Annotated in this window: 19 protein-coding genes; 9 read left to right on the plus strand and 10 right to left on the minus strand. The window is 73.4% G+C overall.

Annotated features, from left to right (window positions below; genetic code table 11):
- The first annotated feature begins 7 nt into the window (after positions 1–7).
- The 4 genes from ACZ67Q_RS22855 (at position 8) to ACZ67Q_RS22870 (ending at position 5,409) form a co-directional block, all read left to right on the plus strand.
- A complete protein-coding gene (locus ACZ67Q_RS22855) occupies positions 8–1,531 on the plus strand; it encodes a CehA/McbA family metallohydrolase (RefSeq protein WP_471185027.1) in 1,524 nt (507 codons plus the stop codon).
- An 18-nt stretch (positions 1,532–1,549) separates the two neighbouring features.
- Entirely contained in the window at positions 1,550–1,939 is a 390-nt protein-coding gene (locus ACZ67Q_RS22860) for a nitroreductase/quinone reductase family protein (protein ID WP_471185029.1), read from the plus strand.
- Between the two features lie 162 nt (positions 1,940–2,101).
- Positions 2,102–5,047: an SARP-family global regulator AfsR gene (gene afsR / locus ACZ67Q_RS22865; RefSeq protein WP_471185031.1), complete on the plus strand. Its 2,946-nt coding sequence runs from the start codon at positions 2,102–2,104 to the stop codon at positions 5,045–5,047.
- 191 nt (positions 5,048–5,238) lie between these two features.
- Positions 5,239–5,409: a hypothetical protein gene (locus tag ACZ67Q_RS22870; RefSeq protein ID WP_471185033.1), complete on the plus strand. Its 171-nt coding sequence runs from the start codon at positions 5,239–5,241 to the stop codon at positions 5,407–5,409.
- Positions 5,410–5,499: 90 nt separating this feature from the next.
- On the opposite strand, the gene ACZ67Q_RS22875 is transcribed toward ACZ67Q_RS22870, so the two are convergent.
- The 3 genes from ACZ67Q_RS22875 to kbpA all read right to left on the minus strand — a co-directional run bounded on the left by ACZ67Q_RS22875 (position 5,500) and on the right by kbpA (position 9,567).
- Positions 5,500–6,078: a hypothetical protein gene (locus tag ACZ67Q_RS22875; RefSeq protein ID WP_471185036.1), complete on the minus strand. Its 579-nt coding sequence runs from the start codon at positions 6,076–6,078 to the stop codon at positions 5,500–5,502.
- A gap of 176 nt (positions 6,079–6,254) precedes the next feature.
- Positions 6,255–8,621: a protein serine/threonine kinase AfsK gene (gene afsK, locus ACZ67Q_RS22880; protein WP_471185038.1), complete on the minus strand. Its 2,367-nt coding sequence runs from the start codon at positions 8,619–8,621 to the stop codon at positions 6,255–6,257.
- 190 nt (positions 8,622–8,811) lie between these two features.
- A complete protein-coding gene (gene kbpA, locus ACZ67Q_RS22885) occupies positions 8,812–9,567 on the minus strand; it encodes an AfsK-binding protein KbpA (protein ID WP_471185041.1) in 756 nt (251 codons plus the stop codon).
- Positions 9,568–9,701: 134 nt separating this feature from the next.
- Here kbpA and ACZ67Q_RS22890 point away from each other — a divergent pair, with 134 nt between their 5' ends.
- Entirely contained in the window at positions 9,702–10,337 is a 636-nt protein-coding gene (locus tag ACZ67Q_RS22890) for a TetR family transcriptional regulator (protein WP_471185495.1), read from the plus strand.
- Positions 10,338–10,622: 285 nt separating this feature from the next.
- On the opposite strand, the gene ACZ67Q_RS22895 is transcribed toward ACZ67Q_RS22890, so the two are convergent.
- Positions 10,623–11,072: an Lrp/AsnC family transcriptional regulator gene (locus ACZ67Q_RS22895; protein ID WP_471185043.1), complete on the minus strand. Its 450-nt coding sequence runs from the start codon at positions 11,070–11,072 to the stop codon at positions 10,623–10,625.
- Between the two features lie 82 nt (positions 11,073–11,154).
- On the opposite strand from ACZ67Q_RS22895, the gene ACZ67Q_RS22900 reads away from it, so the two are divergent.
- Positions 11,155–11,778: a LysE family translocator gene (locus ACZ67Q_RS22900; RefSeq protein ID WP_471185046.1), complete on the plus strand. Its 624-nt coding sequence runs from the start codon at positions 11,155–11,157 to the stop codon at positions 11,776–11,778.
- A 22-nt stretch (positions 11,779–11,800) separates the two neighbouring features.
- Here the strand turns inward: ACZ67Q_RS22900 and ACZ67Q_RS22905 are convergent, their stop codons facing one another.
- A complete protein-coding gene (locus ACZ67Q_RS22905; protein WP_471185049.1) occupies positions 11,801–13,378 on the minus strand; it encodes a hypothetical protein in 1,578 nt (525 codons plus the stop codon).
- 52 nt (positions 13,379–13,430) lie between these two features.
- Between ACZ67Q_RS22905 and ACZ67Q_RS22910 the strand changes: the two genes are divergently transcribed.
- On the plus strand, positions 13,431–14,099 hold the full coding sequence (locus ACZ67Q_RS22910) for a pyridoxine/pyridoxamine 5'-phosphate oxidase (RefSeq protein ID WP_471185052.1): 669 nt from the start codon (positions 13,431–13,433) through the stop codon (positions 14,097–14,099).
- Here the strand turns inward: ACZ67Q_RS22910 and ACZ67Q_RS22915 are convergent.
- Together ACZ67Q_RS22915 and ACZ67Q_RS22920 are read right to left on the minus strand one after the other, a co-directional pair.
- Positions 14,077–14,997, minus strand: a complete 921-nt coding sequence (locus ACZ67Q_RS22915; RefSeq protein WP_471185055.1) for a GNAT family N-acetyltransferase — start codon at positions 14,995–14,997, stop codon at positions 14,077–14,079. The two genes, ACZ67Q_RS22910 and ACZ67Q_RS22915, sit on opposite strands and share 23 nt — an antisense overlap.
- Positions 14,994–15,605 (minus strand): GNAT family N-acetyltransferase, encoded by a 612-nt coding sequence (locus ACZ67Q_RS22920; protein WP_471185058.1) that lies wholly within the window; start codon positions 15,603–15,605, stop codon positions 14,994–14,996. The genes ACZ67Q_RS22915 and ACZ67Q_RS22920 overlap by 4 nt, the downstream gene beginning before the upstream one ends.
- Before the next feature lie 303 nt (positions 15,606–15,908).
- Between ACZ67Q_RS22920 and ACZ67Q_RS22925 the strand changes: the two genes are divergently transcribed.
- Entirely contained in the window at positions 15,909–17,123 is a 1,215-nt protein-coding gene (locus ACZ67Q_RS22925; protein ID WP_471185061.1) for a flavin-containing monooxygenase, read from the plus strand.
- A gap of 185 nt (positions 17,124–17,308) precedes the next feature.
- Here the strand turns inward: ACZ67Q_RS22925 and ACZ67Q_RS22930 are convergent, their stop codons facing one another.
- On the minus strand, positions 17,309–18,607 hold the full coding sequence (locus tag ACZ67Q_RS22930; RefSeq protein ID WP_471185064.1) for an MFS transporter: 1,299 nt from the start codon (positions 18,605–18,607) through the stop codon (positions 17,309–17,311).
- A gap of 70 nt (positions 18,608–18,677) precedes the next feature.
- Between ACZ67Q_RS22930 and ACZ67Q_RS22935 the strand changes: the two genes are divergently transcribed.
- Positions 18,678–19,712: a GlxA family transcriptional regulator gene (locus tag ACZ67Q_RS22935; protein ID WP_471185067.1), complete on the plus strand. Its 1,035-nt coding sequence runs from the start codon at positions 18,678–18,680 to the stop codon at positions 19,710–19,712.
- A gap of 512 nt (positions 19,713–20,224) precedes the next feature.
- Here ACZ67Q_RS22935 and ACZ67Q_RS22940 read toward each other — a convergent pair.
- Together ACZ67Q_RS22940 and ACZ67Q_RS22945 are read right to left on the minus strand one after the other, a co-directional pair.
- Positions 20,225–20,686 carry an ATP-binding protein gene (locus tag ACZ67Q_RS22940; protein WP_471185498.1) on the minus strand — a complete coding sequence of 154 codons (462 nt, stop codon included), beginning with the start codon at positions 20,684–20,686 and terminating at the stop codon, positions 20,225–20,227.
- Positions 20,687–21,160: 474 nt separating this feature from the next.
- Positions 21,161–21,673, minus strand: coding sequence for an EF-hand domain-containing protein (locus ACZ67Q_RS22945; RefSeq protein WP_471185070.1), 513 nt, complete (start codon positions 21,671–21,673; stop codon positions 21,161–21,163).
- Positions 21,674–21,772: the final 99 nt, after the last annotated feature.

A 21,772-nucleotide genomic window follows, 5' to 3' on the forward strand; every position in this document is an offset into this window, starting at 1 on the left:
GGCGGCCATGTGTGACGACAGAGCAGACGGAAACGCCTTCGGCAGACGCGCCCTGTTCGTGACGGGAGCGGCCGCCGCGCTTACGTTGGGAAGCGTGACCTTCGCTTCAGCGGCCGACGGAGGCCCGGGCGGCCAGGTGACGCGGACCGTGCGCGGCACGCTGCCCCCGGGCGCCCCCGACTTCGTGTACGTCCCGGTCGAAGTGCCGCCCGGCGTACGGGAGATCAGGGTCTCCTACACCTACGACAAGCCCGCGGTGCCGGCCGGCACGGCGGGCAACGCGCTCGACATCGGTGTCTTCGACGAACGCGGCACCGACCTCGGCGGCAAGGGCTTCCGCGGCTGGTCGGGCGGCGCCCGCACGGAGTTCTTCGTGCGCGCCGACGACGCCACCCCCGGCTACCTGCCCGGCCCGGTGCGCGCGGGCACCTGGCACGTCGCGCTCGGCCCCTACACGGTGGCCCCGCAGGGTCTGACATACGAGCTGACCATCACGCTCACCTACGGCGAGCCCGGCGAGACGCCGGAGCCCGTCCACCCGCCCGAGCGCGCCAAGGGGCGGGGCCGGGCCTGGTACCGCGGCGACTGCCACCTGCACTCCTGGCACTCCGACGGCCGCCGCACCCCCGCCGAGATCGGCGCCCTCGCCCGGGCCGCCGGCCTGGACTTCATCAACACCTCCGACCACAACACGAACTCCTCCCACCCGCACTGGGCGGACGTGGCCGGCGACGACCTGCTGGTGATGCTCGGCGAGGAGATCACCACCCGCAACGGTCACGTCGTGGCCCTCGGCACCGACCCGGGCACCTTCGTCGACTGGCGCTACCGGGCCCGCGACAACCGGTTCGGGAGGTTCGCCCGCCGCGTCCGCCAGGCCGGCGGTCTCGTCGTCCCCGCGCATCCGCACGCCACCTGCGTCGGCTGCAACTGGAAGTTCGGCTTCGGTGACGCCGACGCGATCGAGGTGTGGAACGGGGCGTACACCCCGGACGACGAGGTGGCACTCGCCGACTGGGACAGCATGCTCGTCGCCTCCGTGCGCGAGGGACGCGAGTGGATCCCGGCGATGGGCAACAGCGACGCCCACCGCGACCCGGACCCCGTGGGCATGCCGCAGACCGTCGTCCTCGCCGACGACCTGACCCGGGAGGCGATCCAGGCGGGCATCCGCGCCGGCCGCTCCTACGTCGCCGAGTCCGCGCAGGTCACGCTGTCCTTCGGGGCGAGCGGCGGACGCGGGAAGCACGCCGGCATCGGTGAACGGCTGGAAGTGGACCGGGACACCCCGGTGACCGTGCGCCTGGAGGTCTCGGGCGCCCCGCGCTGTACCGTCCGGTTCGTCACCGACCAGGGCGTGCTGTTCACCAGCGCCCCGCTGCCGCTGTCGGGCGCGGGCACCGTGGAGTGGCGGACCACCCCGTCGTACGCTGCCTACGTCCGCGCCGAGGTGCGGCACGAGACGGCCGCGGGTCCGCTGCCCGGCGCGCTCGCCGCGTTCACCAACCCCGTCTTCCTCGGCCACCGCTGACCTGCGACTGGAGTGTCCGTGTCCCGCCTCGCCGATCTCCGCCACCGGTACACCACGGCGTTCCAGCGCCGCCTCAACCCGGTGCTGCGCCGGCTGCCCACGCAGACGGTGCTGGAGACGAGGGGGCGGGTCTCCGGGCTGCCCCGGCAGACGCCGGTGGGCGGGCGGCGGACCGGCGACTCCTTCTGGCTGGTGTCCGAGTTCGGCACGCGCTCCCAGTACGTGCGCAACATCCAGGCGGACCCGCGGGTACGGGTCCGCCTGCGCGGCCGCTGGTACACCGGCACCGCCCACCTCATGCCCGACGACGACCCCCTCGCCCGGCTGCGCGGCCTGCCGCGCGTCAACAGCGTCGGGGTGCGGGTCTTCGGGACCGATCTGCTCACGGTCCGGGTCGACCTGGACTGACCGCTCCCGGGCCGTTTGGGGCCGCTGCTCGTGCGGGGCCGTTTGTGTGGGTCCTGTGACCGCCCGCCCGGCGCCCTGTGATCGGCGTCTCCCACGGCTGACGCATCCGCCATGAACAAGGCAAACTGACGGGGTTGCTCGGGATCTCCAGGGGGGACGGCGATGGACGGTGTTCCGCGGGTGCCGGAGCAGAGGCGCCCTGACTCCGCGGCGGAGTCGGCGGCCTTGCGTTTCGGCGTGCTCGGCCCGGTGCGGGCCTGGCGCGGCGAGGACCCGCTGGCGACCGGTTCCCCCCAGCAGCGCGCCCTGCTCGCCGCGCTGCTGCTGCGCGAGGGCCGCACCGCCACGGCCGCCGAGCTGATCGACGCCGTGTGGGGCGAGGAGCCGCCCTCGCAGGCGCTGGCGGCGCTGCGCACCTACGCCTCCCGGCTGCGCAAGGTCCTGGACGCGGGCGTGCTGGTCAGCGAGTCCGGCGGCTACGCCATCCGCGGCCCGCGCACGCTCGACCTGGCGGTCGCGCGGGACCTGACGGCCGAGGCGGACAAGGCCCGGGCGGCCGGGGACCTGCGCCACGCCCGTGAGGTACTGCGCCGGGCGCTCGCTCTGTGGGACGGGGAGGCGCTGGCGGGAGTACCGGGCCCGTACGCGGAGGCGCAGCGGGTCCGCCTGGAGGAGTGGCGGCTGCAACTGCTCGAATCCCGGCTGGACATGGATCTGGAGCAGGGCTGCCACGCCGAGGCGGTTTCGGAGCTGACGGCTCTCACGGCCGCCCACCCCCTGCGCGAGCGGCTGCGCGAACTGCTGATGCTGGCCCTCTACCGCAGCGGCCGTCAGGCGGAGGCCCTCGCGGTGTACGCAGACACCCGCCGGCTGCTCGCCGAGGAGCTGGGCGTGGACCCGCGCCCCGGCCTGCGGGAGCTGCAGCAGCGGATCCTGCGCGCCGACCCGGCGCTGGCGGAGCCTGCCTCGGCCCCCACCGAGCCGGTGACGCCGCGGCCCAGGCCCGCCCAACTGCCTGCCACCGTCCCGGACTTCACGGGCCGCAGCGCCTTCGTGCGCGAACTGGGCGAGATCCTCGCGTCCGCCGAGGGCCGGGTGATGGCCGTGTCGGCGCTGGCCGGCATCGGCGGCGTCGGCAAGACGACGCTGGCGGTGCACGTCGCCCACCAGGCCCGCGCGGCCTTCCCCGACGGCCAGTTGTACGTCGACCTGCAGGGCGCCGGTCCGCGGGCCGCCGAACCCGAGACGGTCCTCGGCTCCTTCCTGCGCGCCCTCGGCACGGCGGACTCCGCGATCCCGGACTCCCTGGAGGAACGGGCGGCGCTGTACCGCTCGGTGCTCGACGGCCGCCGTGTCCTGGTCCTGCTGGACAACGCCCGCGACGCGGCCCAGGTGCGTCCGCTGCTGCCGGGCACCGAGGGGTGCGCGGCGCTGGTGACCTCCCGGGTGCGCATGCTGGACCTGGCCGGGGCGCACCTGGTCGACCTCGACGTGATGGCGCCCGACGAGGCGCTGGCCCTGTTCACGAGGATCGTGGGCGAGGAGCGGGTGGGGTCGGAGCGCGATGCGGCGCTGGACGTGGTCGCGGCGTGCGGCTTCCTGCCGCTGGCGATCCGCATCGCGGCGTCCCGTCTGGCGGCCCGCCGCACCTGGACCGTCTCGGTCCTGGCGGCCAAGCTCGCCGACGAACGCCGGCGCCTGGACGAGCTCCAGGCCGGAGACCTGGCGGTGAAGGCGACGTTCGAACTGGGCTACGGCCAGCTGGAACCGGCCCAGGCCCGCGCCTTCCGCCTGCTGGGCCTGGCCGACGGCCCCGACATCTCGCTCGCGGCGGCCGCGGCGGTCCTGGACCTGCCGGTCGAGGAGACGGAAGACCTCCTGGAGTCCCTGGTCGACACGTCCCTGCTGGAATCCGCGGCCCCCGGCCGCTACCGCTTCCACGACCTGGTCCGCCTCTACGCCCGCGCCTGCGCGGAACGCGACGAGTGGCCGCCACGGGAACGGGAGGCGGCCGTCTCCCGCCTCCTGGACTTCTACCTGTCCACGGCGGCAGGCGTGTACGCGATCGAACGGCCCGGCGACCGGCTGGTGGACCACTTGGCGGGCACGGAGTACCCGGGCCTGACCTTCGAGGACCGGCACGCGGCACAGGACTGGCTGTACGCGGAGGCACACACCGTGCTGGCGCTGGTGCAGCAGTGCGCGCGGGGGCCGATGCTGCGGCGGGCGGTGGATCTGCTGTGGGCGGTGAAGGACCTGGCGGAGTCCGGGGCCAACTCCCGTGGCTACGAGGTGGTCGCCACGGCCGCGCGCGACGCCGCCCGGGCGGCGGGCGACGCCCAGGCCGAAGGACGGGCGCGGACCACCCTGACCGAGTCCCACCTGGCGGCAGGACGGTTCGCCCAGGCCGACGAGGAAGTGAGCCGAGCGGCGGCGCTGGCCCGCACGGTGACCGATCCGGCCCTGAACAGCTGGGTGCCGAACCACCGGGGCGTCATCGCGGTCTACCGTGGCCAGCACGCCGAAGGGGCCACCTATCTGCAGGAGGCCATCACCAACTTCCGGTCGGACGGCAACCTGGCCGGCCAGGCCAGCGCCCTGTGCAACCTCTCCCGTTCCCACCTCGCCATGGGCCAGACCCAGAGCGCGATCGAACTCGCGCGCCAGGGCGTCGAGATCTACGACCACCTCGGGCACACCCTGCGCGGCGCCAACGGCCGGTACGCCCTGGGACTGGCGCTCGCCCAGGCCGGTGAACTGGCCGACGCGGCAGAGCAGCTGAGCGAGGCTCTCGAGGTCTTCCGGGACAGCCGTCAGCGCCTCTGGGAGGGCATGAGCATCTTCCGGATCGCCGAAGTACGCCTCAGCGAACAAAAGCCGGCGCAAGCCGCCGCCCTCGCGGAACAGTCTCTCGCCGTCCTGCGCGGCATCGGAGGGGAATGGCGTCGCGGGAACGTCCTCACCGTCCTGGGCCGGGCCCTGCACGGGGTCGGCCAGATCGACCGCGCCCAGGCCTGCTGGCGCGAGGCGCTGGCCATCTACGAGACCCTGGACTCGCCGGAGCTGGCCGAGGTACGAGGCCTCCTCGCCCCGGTGGCCGCCGCCTAGGGCCGCAACCGCCGGCGTTCATCGTTCGTTTATCGCCGCCCTGCACCCTGATGGTGGTCGATGCGTCGCGTCGGGGGGCAGACGGATCGCCGCCGAGGGCCCACCGCTAGGGTGAACGGCCCTGACCTGCCCGCCCGGCGTCCTCGGGGGAGTCGCCGGGCGGGTCTCGTCCCCAGCCACAGGAGTTGAACATGGCCGCAGACAAGAAGACCGACGGCACCGTCACGCCGCTCGACACCCACATCACCGACGCCGACGCGGGCACCGTCAAGCCGCTCGACACGCACATCACGGACGCGAAGGCCGACGGCGGCACGGTCATCAAGCCGCTCGACACTCACATCACGAGCGAAGAGGCCTGACAGACCACCACCCGCGGGGGTACGGCCGCGGCGGCACGGAGGGGGAGCCGCCGCGGCCGAGGCATGTCCGGCGACGTCGGCTCTCCGGGTTCACGGAGTCGACGTCACCGGGTCCGCCAGGTCGGGGACCTGGCAGCGGCGGACCGCCGAGACGTTGCCGACGACGTACTCCTTCGTGGCGACCGTTCCGTTGGCGGGAACCTCGACGTGGTCCAGTTCGGAGTCGACCAGCTTGCCCTTGGCGTCCAGGAAGCTGATCCGCAGCTCGAAGGTGCCGTCCTGGGCGTTGGGGTTGCGCAACTCCACCATGGCGTACGGCTGTTTCCTCGTCGCGCAGCTCACCAGCCTCACGATCGCGCCCTGCGGAGGCATCGTGGTGGCTTCGGTCGCGTCCGTGGTGTCGTCGTACGTGTCGTCGCCCGACGTGTCGTCTTCGTCGTCGTAGGCGTCGTGGTCCTGGTGCGAGCTGCTGCAGCCGCCACCGCCCGAACTGTGCCTGCCGCTCCCGCTCTTGCCGCTCCTGCTGGAGCCGGACTTGGACTTGCTGACCTTGCTGCCACCACTGCTGCCGCCGCTGCTGCTGTGGCTGCCCGTGGAGAAGCCGGTCAGCGACAGGACCATCAGCGCCGACACGGTCAGGAACCTGAACTCGCGACCCCATCTGCTCATGGGGTCACCCTAGGGGCAGCTGGTCACGGACATGTCACCGCGTGGCGACCGTCCCGCACCCGGCGTAGCGTCTGCCGTGAGAGCGGTGAACAGGGCTGCTCCCCGATGCGACGGCCGCCGTCCGGAACCCCTTCCGTGCGCCCGCACGACGGCCGTCCCCGGTCACGGGGCGTGCCTCACGCCGTCCGCGCCGTCCCCGTTCCCTTCTCCGCGTCCAGCGCGTACACGCAGCGGTCCTTGCTGCACGCGTACACCACGCCGTCCCGCACCAGGGGCGAGCCGGTGATCTCCCCGCCCGTGGCGAGCTTCCAGCGCAGCCGGCCGTCGTCGGCCTTCAGCGTGTACAGCAAGTGGTCCGTGGAGCCGAAGTGGATGCGGCCCTCGGCCACCGCGGGCGCGCCCACGATGTCGCCGCCCGCCTGGAAGCGCCACTTGGGCGTACCGGTCACCGCGTCCAGCGTGTACAGCCCCTTGCCGCTGCCGACGTGGACGTGACCGGCGACGACCAGGACCGGTTCGACGGAGGCACGGGACTCGGTCGCGATGCGCCAGCGGTCGCGGCCGTCGGTGGCGTCGAGGGCGTACACCGTGCCGAGGTAGTCCGCCAGGTACACCCCGCCGCCGGTCACCGCCGGGCCCGGTACGAAGGCCGGCGGGGAGAGGAACACCGCGGGCGCCTCGAAGTGCCAGCGCACCATGCCGCTCGCCACGTCCACGGCGACCACGCGGGTGCCGGCGCTGACGTAGACGTAACCGTCGGGGGCCTGGGTGAGGCGCAGCGGGACGCCGCCGCAGGAGGCCGCGTCACCGATGGGGTACGACCAGCGCTCGTCGCCGGTGCGGGCGTCGAGAGCGCGCAGGCGGGCGTCCTGCCAGACGTAGACGGTGCCCTCGTGCAGGGCGGGGCCGGCCTCGGGCGACTCGAAGTCGGTCTGGACGCCGGTGACCTCCCACAGCTTCTGCCCGCTCGACGCCTCCCAGGCCTGGACACCGCCGCCTCGGGTGCCGGTGACGACCGTGCCGCGCCCGGCCTTGAGGGAGTACACCCACGCGTCGGTCTGCAACCGCCACAGGTCGCTGCCCGTGCGGGCGTCGAGGGCGAAGAGGGTGGGGCCGTCGGAGGCGTGGACCCGGCCGTCGGCCACCGCCATGGACCAGGCGACGTCGCGGGTCTTGAAGCGGCGCCGGCCGGTGGCCACGTCGAGGGCGTGCACCTCGAAGGAGGTGACGTAGACCAGGTCGTCGGCGACGGCCGGGGTGCCCCAGACGTCGTTCGACATGCGGAAACGCCACGGCCGCCAGCCCGTCTGCGGCTCCGGCGGCGCCGGCGGCGGATTCGGTACGGCCGGGTCGGCACCGCCCACGCCGGGGCGCGGCCTGGACCAGGAGGCGGCGAGGGCGGCCTCGGGCGCCGGCGCCTTGACCGCGGCGGCACGCAGGTCGGCGACGCGGGGACCCGGGCCGATCGGCACGGCGGCGCCGGCCAGCCGGACCGGGCCGGTGTCGGGCGCGCCCACGGAGACCGGCGGTGCGGGGACGACGGGGGCGTGCGGAGGCGGCGGCGGGATGGCGGCCGCGCCCTGGCCGCCGGCGGAGCCGCCCCGGCCGCCGCTGCGCGGGCCGGCCGGGGCCGGCTTGGCGGCGGGGCGGCCGCCGCGGCGGGTCTCGATCAGGGCGACGGCCTTCTCGGGCAGCCACGCCGAGGCCGTACCGCTGTCGTCGGAGCCGGAGCCGAACAGGTGCGGGGCGAGCTGGGCCTGGAGATCGGCCGGGGTGGGGCGGGCCGTGGCCTCCATCTGCATGCAGGACTCGATCAGCGGACGCAGCTCGTCGGGGAGGCCCTCCAGGTCGGGGCCTTCGCGCAGCAGCATGAAGACGGTCTCGACCGGGTTGGCGCCGTGGAAGGGCGGGTGACCGGTGGCGGCGAAGACCAGGGTGGAGCCGAGGGAGAACACGTCGCTGGCGCCGGTGACGCTGCGGGAGTCCTTGGCCTGCTCGGGGGACATGTAGGCGGGGGTGCCGACGGCGACGTTCGTCATCGTCAAACGGGTGTTCGACACACCGGAGGCGATGCCGAAGTCGATCACCCGGGGGCCGTCCTCGACGACGAGGACGTTGGAGGGCTTCAGGTCGCGGTGGACCAGGCCCGCCCCGTGGATGGACTGCAGCGCCTCGGCGACACCGGCCGCCAGCCAGCGCACCGCCTGGGCCGGCAGCGGCCCGCACTCGTTCACTATCTCCTCGAGGGAGGGCGCGGGCACGTACGCGGTGGCCAGCCACGGCACCGCGGCGCGCGGGTCGGCGTCGACGACGGCCGCCGTGTAGAAGCCGGAGACCGCGCGGGCCGCCTCCACCTCGCGCGTGAAGCGGACCCGGAACAGCTGGTCCTCGGCCAGTTCGGTGCGTACCGTCTTGATCGCCACGCGCCGGCCGGACGCCGAGCGTGCCAGATAGACCAGCCCCATGCCGCCGGCACCCAGCCGTCCCAGCACCTCGAACGGCCCGATCCGCCGCGGATCGTGCTGCGTCAGCTGATCCACCACTTGCCTGCCACCTCCCCGTACGAGCCGCGTACCACCTGCTTGTGGACACGGCCGAAGTGCAGCGTCTCACCACCGCACCGCCGTGGCGGCACGCACCCCGATTCTTCCTGGCCCGGGCACCGGTTGCGAACCAGGTGACAGGAGGGGTGTCTCGTATCATTTCAGGACTAAATCGGCACTCCGGACGTGCTCACGGCCGCTGCCCGGCATCGCTTCGCGGCCGCTCCAGCAGCGCGAACGACGCTCCCTGGTCGTCGATGACCACCGCCACCGTGCCGTAGGACGTCGTGAACGGATCCGCCTGCACCCGGCCGCCGAGCCGCTGCACCCGGCCGAGCGCCTCCGCGCAGTCCTGCACGCGGAAGTGGACCAGGAAGTGCGGCGGCATCTCGGCGGGGAAGACGTCGGAGACCGGGGCGCGGCCGAAGCGGGGCTCGGCGCCGGGTCCGAACAGGGCGTCGTGGAAGAGGTCGCCGTAGAAGGCGTTGGCTGCGGCGGTGTCCCGGGCGTACAGCTCCACCCAGGCGAAGCTGCCCTCGGCCTCGGCCCGGCCGCCACCGAAGCCGGAGTGGCTGCCCGGCTGCCACAGACCGAAGACGGCACCCTCGGGATCGACCGCCAGGGCCGCGACGCCCAGCTCGCCGACCTCCATGGGCGCGGTGACCACCTGCCCGCCGGCCTCCCGGATACGGCGGCAGAGCGCCCCGGCGTCGGGGGTGGCGAAGTGGACGGTCCACACGGTGGGCAGCCGCCCGTCGGTCTTGCGGGCCAGCGCGGCAACCGGTTCCCCGTCCAGCCGGGCCCACACCGAGTCGCCGTGGGCGGACTCGAAGGTCCACCCGAAAAGCTCACCGTAGAACCGCTTGCCCGCCTCCACGTCCGGCAGCTGGGCGTCCACCCAGCAAGGGGCGCCCTCGGGGTACGCGGATGCGCTGTTTTCGGCCATGCCGCCAAAGTAACGGGACCGCGCGCACCGCGCAGACCAGGCACACCAGCCTCCGCACCCCCGTGCACCCCATTTGCAGTCGGCCAAATCGCGCTCCGACACCCCCTCGGTAAGCTGACGGCATGACAGGACAAGTGCGTACCGTCGACGGCCGTGTGGCCGGCCGGCGAGGGCAGGCGACCCGCCAGAAGCTGCTCGACTGCCTCAGCGAGATGCTCAGCTCCTCTCCGTACCGGGACGTCAAGGTCATCGACGTGGCCCGGAAGGCGGGCACTTCGCCCGCGACGTTCTACCAGTACTTCCCGGACGTCGAAGGCGCCGTCCTGGAGCTCGCCGACCAAATGACCGCCGAGGGCGCCGTCTTGGCCGAGCTGGTGAAGGGCCGGTCCTGGGCCGGCAAGGCCGGCTGGCAGAGCGCGCAGGAACTCGTCGACGGCTTCCTCGAGTTCTGGCGCCAGAACGACGCGATCCTGCGCGTGATCGATCTCGGCGCCGCCGAGGGCGACAAGCGGTTCAACAAGATCCGCACGAAGATCCTCACCGCGGTGAACGGCTCCCTCGCGGAGTCGATCTCCGAGCTGCAGGCCAAGGGCAGGATCGACAAGGACGTGAACCCCGCGGCGATCGCCGGCGCGCTCGTCGCGATGCTCGCGGCGGTCGCCTCCCACCAGAAGGGTTTCACCGCGTGGGGTGTGAAGCAGGCCGAACTGAGGCCGAACCTCGCACTGTTGGTACACCTGGGCGTCACCGGCAAGAAGCCGACCCGGTAGCCCCGCCCGGCCCCTTCCCTCACCCCCCAAGTCCTGTCTGCCAGGCGGTGGTCCACCCAGGTGGACCACCGCCTGCCGCGTATCCGCCCCCGCGGCGCCCCGGGGTCTGCCCTGTCCCGGGCCGCTGACAGCGGGCGGTCCAGGCTCCGCCGCGCGGGCACGACCAGCCACGACGGCGCCGCGGACGGAACACGGCGCATCACACCACGTCCGACACCGCACCCGGCACGGGGGGGCGGTGCAACCCGGGGCGGGCAGCGCCGCCCCGCCAAAGCCAGCGCAGCGTCACGGCAGGGGACGGTCCTTGACCACGTGTTTCATCACCAGCGTGGACGTCAGGCGCTGGACGCCCGGGAGGGTGGCCAGGCGGTCGTCGTAGAGGCGCTGGTAGGCCGCGAGGTCCGCGGCGACCACACGGAGCAGGTAGTCCGGTTCGCCGAACAGCCGCTGCGCCTCCACCACCTCCGGCACCTCCTGGAGGGCCCGCTCGAAGCCGGCGACCGTCTCCCGGTCCTCCTGCCGCATCGAGACGAAGACCAGCGCCTCGAAGGTCAGCCCCACCGCCGCCGGGTCCACCATCGCCCGGTACCCGCTGATCGCCCCCGACCGCTCCAGCTCGCGCAGCCGCCGATGGCAGGGCGAGACGCTCAGCCGCACCCGCGCGGCCAGCTCGGTCACGGTCAGCCGCCCGTCCTGCTGGAGCTCTGCAAGGATTTTCCGGTCCACGTCGTCCATGAGGGAAATCTTCCCCTGACGTACGAGAGGGTGGGCAAATTTCGGGAACACCTTCGGGCGGATCGCGCCTAATGTCCCCGGTATGGACTCCGCAACCCTCCTCTCCTTTCTCGCCCTGGACTTCCTGCTGGTCTGCGTACCGGGCGCCGACTGGGCGTACGCGATCGCCGCGGGCCTCGGCGGCCGCAAGGTGACGCTCGCCGTGGCCGGTCTGGTGGCGGGGTACGCGCTGCACACGGCGCTGGCGGCGGCGGGGCTCGCGGTGCTCGTCGCGGGGTCTCCGGCGCTGCTGACCGCGCTGACCGTGGTGGGCGCGGGGTACCTGGTGTGGCTGGGCTGGAACGTGCTGCGGCGGCCCGCGACACCGGACGCCGGGGAGTCGGTGGACGCGCAGGGCGGCCTGCGGGTCTTCGGCCGAGGCGCCGCGATCAGCGGCCTGAACCCCAAGGGACTGCTGCTCTACCTCTCCGTCCTGCCCCAGTTCCTCACCGTCCACGGCGCCCGCCTGCCCGTACCGGCGCAGACCGCGGTCCTGGGCGTGCTGCACATGGCGTGCTGCGCCGCCGTCTACCTGGCGGTCGGCGTGCTGGCCCGTGCCGTGCTGGGCGCCCGGCCCGCCGCCGCCCGCGCGGTCACCCGGACGTCGGGCGCGGCGATGCTGGGCATCGGCGCGTTCCTGCTGGTGGAGCGCCTGGCCACGCTGTGAGGACGGCCCCGTCGGGCCGCCGTCAGGGCCGGCCAGGCACCGTCAGCAGCCGGCCCTCCACCGTCCCGATCACCAGCAGACCGTTCCCGGCGGCGGTCAGGCAGGTCGGGGCGTAGGTGTGCCCGCCGAGGGTGAGGGGCGTACGCCGTACGACGGTGCCGTCCACGGCGCGCAGGGTGAGCAGCTCACAGGCGCCCGTGACCACGTACAGGTGGCCGTCGTGCACGTCGACGCCGGTGACCCGGGCGTCGAAGCGGTGCGCCCACAGCAGGTCGCCTCCCGGGAAGGCGCGGCGCACGAGGTGTCCGTGGTCGCGGACCGTACAGGCGTGCACGAGCCCCGGTCCGGCCGCGTCGTCGACGTACACGGCGGCCCCCGCGCGCAGGTACGGGCCGAGCGTGCCGTCCCAGGACAACGGGAAGAGCCGCTCGGCGCCGGCCGGGGAGAGGCGGACGACCCACTTGTCCAGGTGTTCCGTGCGGGTTCCCGCCGCGCCGTGACCCCGCAGGACCAGCAGGTGCGGCGAGCGGCGCACCCGCAGGTCGAACGAACCGTCGCTCTCCCCCAGCGGCAGCTCCGCCAGGCGCCGCCCGCTCGGGGTGTACACGACGCTGTCGTACGGCGGCCAGCGCGGGCCGGGGAAGATGTCGCGGGAGTCGCGGGCGACCCAGGCGCCGTCGGCTCGCCATGCGAGGGCGACGGGGAAGTCGAGCTTGTGCTCGGCCAGCCGGCTGCCGTCGGTGAGCGCGAGGCGGCGCAGGAAGGTGGTCGGGTTGGCGCTGTCGCCGTAGCGGACGGTCACCCAGGCGCTCTCCTGATCCGGGGAGACGTAGAGGTGGCCTCCGTTGCGGTGGAAGGACTCCTCCGGCTCCGGCACCGACCACAGCAGGGTGCCCTCCGGCGACCAGCACTCCAGCAGGGTCCCGCTGCTCAGGGCGGCGAGCACCCGGCCGTCGCGCAGCGACTCCACGACGGTCACGCCGGAGCGGTGGCTCCAGGCCCGTTCGTGCTCGGCGGCGAGCGAGGCGAGGTACTGCTGCGGATGCCTGATCTCGGGGCCCTTCATCCGGCTCCAGTCGATCACGGCCTGCGTACGCGGCCGGCCGAGCGGCGCGGCGAGGTCCTCGGCACGCACGCCGGACCAGTCCTCGCGTACGACGGTGGAGCGGGTGTGGGTGTCCCGGCCGGGGTCCTCGAAGTCGACGACGGGTTCGGCGAACGTCACCTCCAGCCGCCGGGCGTCCCGCCAGCGCACATGGACGACCCCGGCACCGGCGACGGCCATGCCGGTCCGGCGGCGCGAGTCGGCCTCGTACACATACAGCGCGCCCCGGCGCTCGAACTCGTCCCCGTACTCCGTGCCGACGGCGAGGACGGGCAGCCGCGGATGGAAGGCGAGCGTCTCGATGCCTCCGTCCACCCGGAGCTGGTCCCACAGGGCCAGATCGGCGGTCCGGTACACCGCGACACGGCCGTGCCCGGCGCGGTCGGCGCGATCGAACACCAGGCAACTGACCGCCAGCCAGCGGCCGTCGGCGCTGACGGCGGTGGTGAAGGGGTGACCGATCTCGGGGAACGGGTCGTCGGGTATCAGGCGCACCGGGCCGAGGTTACCGTCCGGTGATCTTCGCGCCCCGGCGATACTTCCGCTCATGGCAACCCACCTGCACGAGCTGCTGAGGTCACTTCGGGTATGGGACCCGGAGGTGACGCGGCTGCCGCACCTCGACCCGGACATCGCCCCCGCCGAGCCGCTCGCCCTCTTCGAGGAGTGGTTCGCGGACGCGGTGGCGGCCGGGCAGCCGGAGCCGCACACCATGTCGCTGGCCACCGCGGACGCGGAGGGCCGCCCGGACGTACGGATCGTCATGCTGCACGGCGCCGACGCCGACGGCTGGGCCTTCGCCTCCCACGCCGTCAGCCGCAAGGGCCGCCAGCTCGCCGTACGGCCGTATGCCGCCCTCTGTTTCTACTGGCCGGTGCTGGGCCGGCAGGTGCGGGTGCGTGGACCGGTGACCGTGGCACCGCCGGCGCAGGCGCAGGCGGACCTGCACGCCCGCTCCACCGGCGCGCTGGCGGCCGCGCTCACCGGGCGGCAGAGCGCGCCGCTGGAGTCCGTCGAGGAACTGCGGCGCGTTTCGCAGGCCGCGTGGGACCGGGCCCGGCGGGAGCCGGACGCCCAGGCTCCGACGTGGACGCTGTACCGGCTGCGGCCCGAGGAAGTGGAGTTCTTCCAGGGGGACGAGGCTCGGCGGCACGTGCGCGTGGTGTACCGGCGGGAGGGCGGGGGCGAGTGGGTCAGGGGGTTGCTGTGGCCGTGACTGCACCGGCGGCGGCGTCTTCGGCCGCGGCATCGGCCGCCGTTGCGAACTCCCACACCGTGAAGTCGGCCACCGGGCGGTAGCCGATCCGCTGGTAGAGGGCGTTGCTGGTGGGATTGGCCAGGTCGGTGAACAGGAGCACCTCGTCGGCGCCGGCGGCGAGCGCGGCACGGCTGACCTCGGCGGTGGCGGCGCCCCCGTAGCCGCGGCCGCGCAGGTCGGCCGGGGTGTAGACCGGGGCCACCCGGACCTGTCCGGCGACCAGACGGGTCACGCCGGCCATGGCGACCGGAGTGCCGTCCGGGGTCTCCCAGAGGGTGACGCCGCCGTAGGCGATCCGTGCGTCGGCCCAGGCCCCGGCATCGGTCGGCACGGACTCTCCGACGGCCTCCGCGAACTCGGTGAACCAGCGGGCCAGCAGGGCGCGGTCGCCGGCGGTGGCGACGCGGGGGCCTCCTGCCGGTGCCGGGTCGGGTGCCGCCAACTCGGCCAGGCGGTACAGACGTTGCCGCTTGTCGACCTTGCCCGTCGCGCCGGTGTGGTGCTGCCATGCCTTGGCGAACGCCGCCGCCGTGGCCTGGTCGGCGATGACGCCGGACGGGTCGAGGCCCTCGACGGCCAAGTGCGCGGCGAGTGCGTCGGCGTCCGTGTCGGGCTCGGGGAGAGCGGTCACGTTCAGGGGCCACGGGGGTGTGCGGACGTAGACCGCCTCGACGGTGCCGGCGCGCTCCAGGGCGCCGAAGACGGGCTCGCCGTCACCGAACGCATGCAGGCCGCGATGGCGCAGCGCGTCGGTCACGGAGAGGGGGAGGGTGTGGGCGGCGGGACGGGAGTGCAGGAAGGCGCCGGCGCGGGCGAGGAAGGCGTCGAGGTCGGGGGTGCTCCACCAGTCGCTCATGCGGGTTCCTTCCGGGGGTCGGGGTCGGCCTTGGGGGTGGCGTGCGGCTCGGGGTCGGTGGCGAGGCGCGCGTGCAGGTGGCAGTCGCGGAAGGCGTCGCGGCGGCCCGCCTCCCACATCGCGCCGCGCAGCGTTCCCTCGTAACGGAAACCACAGCGTTCGGCGACCCTGCAGGAGACGTCGTGGCCTACGGCGTGGTCGAGTTCGAGGCGGTGCAGGGCGAGGTCGGTGAACGCCCAGCGGGTGGCGACGGCCAGGGCGCGGGTGGCGATGCCGTGGCCGCGGGCCTCGGGGAGGACCCAGTAGCCGACGGTGGCGGAGCGCATGGCGCGGTCGATCCGGCTCACGCCGATGTGACCGAGCGGGGTGGCGCTGTCGGCGTCCTCCACGCAGAACGCCACGCCGGTGCCGGCGTCGGCCGCGTCGGCCTTCGCACGGAGGGTGGCACGGGCGTCGGCGAGGGTGGCGATGGGGCGCAGGGGGGTGTTCCAGCGCTGGAACTCCGGGTCGGAGCAGCCGCGCAGGAATGTCTCGACGTCGGCGTCCGAGGCGGGGTTCCAGCGTCGGAGGCGGAGGTCGTGCGTGCGGAGGGCTGGAGCGGGGGTCATCCGGTCATTGAACAGGAGGGGGCGGGGTGGGGGGTTGGGATTTTCGGGGGTCGTTCGCCTGCGGCGGCCCGTACGGGTTTCGTTGTGGTTGCTCGCGCAGTTCCCTGCGCCCCTCTTTGTGCCTGCGGCGGCCCGTTTCCGTCCGGTGGCCGGTTGCGGCCTCGCCTGCGGCCGACTGTGAGTCGGGGCCGGGGTGGGCGCCACCACACCCGGGGGGCGGATCTTCACAGGCGTGATCAATCCGCAACCAATTCCCCTCTTGACCGAGACCCATCAAACGCGGGCGTGATTACGCTCGCGCTCATGGCCGACTCCCCCACGTCCCCGCGCCCCGCATCCCCGGCGGATCACCCCGTCTACGTCATCGGCGGTGGCCCCGGTGGCCTGTCCGTCGCGTACGCGCTGCGGGCCCGGGGCGTGCGGGCGGTCGTGCTGGAGAGGACTGACCAGGTCGGCGCGTCCTGGCGCGGCCACTACGACCGGCTGCACCTGCACACCACCCGCCGTCTGTCCGCCCTGCCGGGGCTGCCGATACCCCGCCGGTTCGGGCGCTGGGTGGCCCGGGACGACGTGGTGCGGTACCTGGAGAAGTACGCCGAGCACCACGAGTTGGAGATCGTCACCGGCGTCGAGGTGTCGCGCATCGACCGCACGTCCGACGGCTGGCTGCTGCACGCCACCGGCGGCCGGGAACTGACCGGCGCCGCCGTGGTCGTCGCCACCGGCTTCAACCACACGCCGTACGTCCCCGACTGGCCCGGACGCGCCACCTACACCGGCGAGTTCCTGCACGCCTCCGGCTACCGCAACGCCGAACCGTACGCCGGCCGCGACGTCCTGGTCGTCGGCGCCGGCAACACCGGTGCGGAGATCGCCGTCGACCTGGTGGAGGGCGGCGCCGCGCGGGTACGGCTCGCGGTGCGCACCGTCCCGCACATCGTGCGCCGCTCGACGGCCGGCTGGGCCGCCCAGTACACCGGCGTCCTGGTACGGCGTCTGCCGGTGCCGCTGGTGGACGCGCTCGCCCGTCCCCTGGCCCGGCTCAGCGTGCCGGACCTGTCCGCCCACGGCCTGCCCCGCCCCGGCACCGGCCTGTACAGCAGGGTCACCGAGGGCGCCATCCCGGTCCAGGACGTCGGCCTCATCGACGCCGTACGCACCAAGAGGGTGGAGGTCGTCGCGGCCGTAGAAGGCTTCGAGGACGGCAAGGTCCTGCTCGCCGACGGCACCCGGATCGAACCGGACACCGTGGTCGCCGCCACCGGCTACACCCGCGGTCTGGAGGGACTCGTCGGCCACCTCGGCGTACTGAACGACCACGGCCGCCCGACCACCCACGGCGCCGGCACCCCGCACAACGCCCCGGGCCTGTACTTCACGGGCTTCACGAACCCCATCAGCGGCATGCTCCGCGAACTGTCCCTGGACGCCGAGAAGATAGCCAAGGCCATCGTGCGGGCCGACGGCACCACCGTCTCCCGTCTCCCCTCCGACCCCGGCGCGGCACCCCGCACCTGAGCCGATGGCGACCCGCACCCGCGTACGGCGGGAAGAGGCCGGGGTGGAAACCGGCCGTAGGCGCGCCAGGCACGCCACGACGCGACCGCAACGGGCCGCCGCAGGCAAAAAAGGGGCGCGGGGAACGGCGCGACCAGCCCCCACCGGCCCGCAGCCGGAACACGACCAGGCGCCGCAGGCAACCGTCACACGGCAACCGGCGCCGCCCCACCGCGACGAATCACCAACGCCATCAACGCCGCCACCGCACACAACGCGCCCGACGCATACCAGACCATGTCGTAGCTGCCGAAGACATCCCGGGCAACTCCCCCCAGCCCGGCGACCACCGCGGCCCCCACCTGGTGGGACGCGAGCACCCACCCGAAGACGATCGCGCTGTCCTCCCCGTACTGCTCCCGGCACAGCGCCAGAGTCGGCGGCACCGTGGCCACCCAGTCCAGCCCGTAGAAGACGATGAAAAAGATCATCGGCGGGTGCACACTCGGCGCCAGCAGCATCGGCAGGAACAGCAGCGAAACCCCCCGCAGCGCGTAATAGACGGCCAGCAGCCTCCGCGGCGAGAACCGATCCGTGAACCAGCCGGAGGCAATCGTGCCGACGACGTCGAACACCCCGATCACCGCCAGCAACGACGCCGCAGCCGTCACCGGCATCCCATGGTCGTGCGCCGCAGGCACGAAGTGGGTCTGGACGAGCCCGTTCGTGGACGCGCCGCAGATCGCGAACGTCCCGGCCAGCAGCCAGAACGGCCCGGTGCGCACCGCCGAGAACAGCACGGTCAGTGCCCGCCGCGCCGCCCCCGTCACGGGTGCGGGCTTGGGCACGAACGCGGACGCGCCGTACGGCTTCGCGCCCACGTCGGCCGGGTGGTCGCGCAGCAGCAGCCAGACGAGCGGGACGACGGCGAGCGCGGCGAGGGAGACCGTGACGGCGGCGGGCCGCCAGTCGTGGTCGCGCTCCAGCATCCAGGACAGCAGCGGCAGGAAGATCAGCTGTCCGGAGGCGGACCCGGCCGTGAGGATGCCGCTGACCAGGCCACGCCGCTCGGTGAACCAGCGGTTGGTGACGGTCGCGGCGAACGCAAGCGCCATCGAGCCGGAGCCGAGGCCGACGAGCAGGCCCCAGCACAGCCACAGCTGCCAGGCCGCCGTCATCCACACGGTCAGGCCCGAGCCGATCGCGATCACGGTCAGCGCGGCGGCGACCACGCGGCGGATGCCGAAACGGTCCATCAGCGCGGCGGCGAACGGCGCGGTGAGGCCGTACAGGGCGAGGTTGAGGGAGACGGCGGCGCCGATCGTGCCGCGCGACCAGCCGAACTCCGCGTGCAGCGGGTCGATCAGCAGGCCGGGCAGGGAGCGGAACGCGGCCGCTCCGACGATCGTCACGAAGGTGACCGCGGCGACGAACCACGCGCGGTGGATGCGTGGCCGCCGTACGGGCTCCTGCTGGGCGGTGAGTGCTTCGGTCGTCTGCGTCACGTCTAGAGCTTCCTGGGTGCGCGACCACCGAACGAGTGGCCCGAAGGACAGCATTCGCTAGGATCGGGCCATGGATTCAGCCGACTCCGCCGACGGGTTCCACCCCCACCGCATCGTCGTCCTCGCTCTGGACGGCCTGCTCCCCTTCGAACTCGGCATCCCGCACCGTATCTTCGGCCGCCCCAAGGACGCCCTGGGCCGGCCCCTGTACGAGGTGGTGACGTGCTCGGTGCGCCCGCCGGGCCCGGTGCAGACGGACGCCGACTTCAGCGTGCACGTCCCCCACGGCCCCGAGGCTCTGGCGCTGGCCGACACGGTGATCGTCCCGGCGTCGTACGAACTGGGCCCGCTGTACGACGAGGGCGTGCTCACCGACGAGCTGGCCACCGCGCTCGCGCTGATCCGCCCCGGCACCCGGCTCGCCTCCATCTGCACCGGCGTGTACGTCCTGGCCGCCGCTGGCTACCTGGACGGCCGCCCGGCGACCACGCACTGGGCCGATGCCGAGCGCTTGCAGCGGCTGTTCCCGCAGATCGAGGTGGACGCGGACGTGCTGTTCATCGACGACGGTGACGTGCTCACCTCGGCCGGGGTGGCCGCCGGGATCGATCTGTGCCTGCACATGGTGCGCCGCGACCACGGCACGGCCGTCGCCAACGAGGTGGCCCGCCGCACGGTCGTACCGCCGCACCGCGACGGCGGGCAGGCGCAGTACATCGACCGGCCGGTGCCCGATCCGCAGCAGGCGACCACGACCGCGGCGCGGGCCTGGGCGCTGGGGCGGCTGCACGAGCCGATCCAGCTGCGGGACATGGCCGCGCAGCAGGCGATGTCGGTACGCACCTTCACCCGCCGCTTCCGCGAGGAGACCGGTGTCAGCCCCGGCCAGTGGCTGACCCAGCAGCGCGTGGAACGGGCCCGGCACCTGCTGGAGTCCACCGATCTGTCCGTCGACCAGGTCGCCCGGGACGCCGGCTTCGGCACCGCCCAGTCGATGCGGCAGCACCTGCAGGCGGCGGTCGGCGTCACCCCCACCGCCTATCGCCGCACGTTCCGCACCGCGGGCGCCCGCGTCGACGGGGGCGAGGTCGGCGCCCTGCGCTGACCGGTCAGCACTGACGGCGCGTCATGGGTTCGGCGGGCCTGCGCAAGCCCGGCGCGGTGACGGCCCGCGCCGACGTCGCGCGTCAGCGCGGGGACGGGAATCCGAAAAGTTGTCCACAGCCTGTGGACAGAAGTGGCCGCTTCGTACGGCCGACGGCGCGCGGCTGCCCGCCCCGAGCACGGCACCGCGCGCCGTCGGCCGGCTCCGGCGTACCCGCCCCGGCCCCCTCGCCCTGAGTCCCTCGGGGGAACCGCCGCCGAACCGGACGACCCGCACTCGCCGAGGACGCCCGTCACCGGCGCCCTCGCCGTCCCCTCGCGGCGGATCGCTGCCCACAAGCGTGATCAAACGGACACCCGGCGTCAACACCACGAGGGAGAAATATTACTTACGCCCTTTTTGTCACGGGCGCACACGGAAGCACGTCCCGGGCGCACAGCAACTCCCCCGGGATCACACGGCGGGGCGGGGTGGCATCACGGCGCGCGGCTCACGATGCACGGGCCCGCCGGTCACACCGCCTCGAAGGCCAGCCCCTCGTACGGCGCCGCAAGTCCCCCGCAGACGCTCCTGGAGTCCCGTGTCGCGCTGCACCGGTCCAGTTCGCACCAGATGCGCTTGCCCGCGCCCTCACGGCTCCAGCCCCACCGGTCGGCGAGTCCGTCGACGAGGGCGAGACCCCGGCCGCCGGTGGCGTCGCCGTCCACACAGCGCGGCACGGGTGCGCGCTCACTGGAGTCGGCCACCTCGAGACGCACCGTGGCCGACTCGGCCGCGACACCCGGCAGGGACAGCCGCAGTACGGCCGGATGGCCGGTGTGCACCACGGCGTTGGTGACCAGTTCCGACACGAGCAGGATCAGCGTCTCGGCGAGGGGTTCGTCGGCCGCTATCCCCGAACCGGCAAGCCGGGAGCGGGCCCACCGCCTGGCCCGCCCGACCTCCGCCGGGTCGGGCCGGATCTCCAGCTGCACTTGAAGCACCTGCACCGCTCACACCATCCGAACCGGCGGACACATGGCCGCGCGCCACATGAGCACCACGACGACGAGAGCCACGATCGTAGCCATTTTCTGCATGGCCAGGACAATGGCCGGAGCCTGGATCACGGAACGTGAAACCCTTATGCCACAGCTTGGTTGACGTACCGTCACCCCAACAAGCGCTTCGGGCATATTCCAGCGCGAAGGAGTACCCGTGCGGCATACTGTGCGACGCTCGCCAGGGGGAGTCGAACAGGCACCACCGGCATGGCTCGTACCGGGAACCACTCGCATCTCACACAAGGTACCGGAGCAGACCGCCGACTCCGGGCCGTGACGACCCCCTCCGAGGACACAACCCGGTATCGACGCTCAGTGACACCGGATTGCCACGATCCGCGACATCTTTGGCCATGGCTCGGCGCCTTCCCGGCCACACAACTCCCCTGTGCCGGAACGCCGGTGCTATTCCGGCACCGTGAACCAGCGGGCGAACGCGGGCACGCTCTCCGCCTCGCCGACCTTGCCGTCGCCATCCGCGTCCAGCGCGGCGGCCGCAACCTCGGCCCGCTCCGGCGCGACACCCAGGGCACGCAGCACGCGCGCGGCGTCGGCGACGGTGGCGAAGCCGTCGCCGTCGGTGTCGGCCACGGCGAGGGCCGCGTGCAGGAAGGGGCGGGCGATCTCGGCGAACCGCTCCGGGTTGTCGCGCAGCCGCTTGACCGCGCAGGTGACGAACTCCTCGCGGGTGATGCGCTGGTCGCCGTCCCGGTCGGCCATCCCGGCCATGCCCTGCCAGAACGCCTCGGCGCCGGCGTACAGCGTCTGCCCCTGGTCGGAGCGGGCCGCGACGCCGAACTCCGCGAGCAGCGCCTTCGCGGCGACACTGAAGTCCTCGCGGTCGATCCAGCCGTTGCCGTCCTGGTCGAAGGTGGCGAACCGGGCGGCGATCTCACGCTCGTACTCGCTGCTGACCATCTCTTCTTCGGCCGCCTTACGTCGGGGTGGGTGGTGCATCCGGCATGCGAGCGTACGACGCACGAACGAGCGCGGCGGGGAGGCGGCGGCGGTTGTGCC

The organism is Streptomyces sp. NPDC036813, assembly GCF_055609245.1.